Origin of the sequence: Streptomyces sp. PH10-H1 (assembly GCF_030063355.1) — a bacterium.
In the GTDB taxonomy this organism is placed as follows: Bacteria; Actinomycetota; Actinomycetes; order Streptomycetales; family Streptomycetaceae; genus Actinacidiphila.
Genome location: NZ_JASISZ010000227.1, coordinates 1 through 876, shown reverse-complemented (window position 1 = coordinate 876; position 876 = coordinate 1). Strand labels below are relative to the sequence as shown.

The following is an 876-nucleotide window of genomic DNA, read 5'->3' as shown; positions in this document are numbered from 1 at the left end:
CCATGATCTTGGTGCGGTCCTCCAGGTCCGGGCAGGCCGGATACCCCAGCGAGTAGCGGCAGCCCTGGTACTCGGTACGGAACATCGCGTCCAGGTTGTCCGGGTCGGCGCCCGCGATGCCCAGCTCGGTGCGGACCCGGCCGTGCCAGTACTCGGCCAGGGCCTCGGTCAACTGGACCGACAGGCCGTGCAGTTCCATGTAGTCGCGGTAGGCGTTCGCGGCGAAGATCTCGTTCGCCGCCTGCGAGACCCGGTTGCCGACCGTCACCACCTGCAGCCCCACGACGTCGGTCTCGCCGCAGTCCTCGGGGCGGAAGAAGTCCGCCAGGCACAGCCGGCGCCCACGGCGCTGGCGCGGGAAGGTGAAGCGGGTCCGCTCACTGCCGTCCTCGCCCAGGATGATCAGGTCGTCGCCCTTGGACACGCACGGGAAGTAGCCGTAGACCACGGCCGCTTCGAGCATGTTCTCGGTGTGCAGCCGGTCCAGCCACATCCGCAGCCGCGGCCGGCCCTCGCTCTCCACCAGCTCCTCATACGAAGGCCCGCTCCCCCGCGCCGACTTCAGACCCCACTGGCCCTTGAACAGCGCACCCTCATCCACCCAGGACGCGTAGTCCTTGAACGGAATGCCCTTGATGATGCGGCTGCCCCAAAACGGCGGGGTGGGCAGGAGGTTGTCGGTGACCACGTGGGAACGCACCGAACCGCGTTCCTCATCCGGCTCCTGGATGACAACGGCCGGCCTCGCCGGCACCCGGCGCTGCTTGAGCTCGGGCAGGGTCGCGCCCGGGACGCCGCGTTTGACCGCGATCAGCGCGTCCATCAGGCGCAGGCCCTCGAACGCGTCGCGGGCGTAGCGCACTTCGCCCTCGTAGA

1 protein-coding gene is annotated in these 876 nt (G+C 69.3%); it reads right to left on the bottom strand.

The genetic code is table 11. The annotated features are described in order from the left end of the window. Positions 1 to 876, bottom strand: an 876-nt coding sequence (locus QMK24_RS41345) for a vitamin B12 dependent-methionine synthase activation domain-containing protein (protein WP_283472067.1), incomplete at both ends; no start/stop codon positions are given.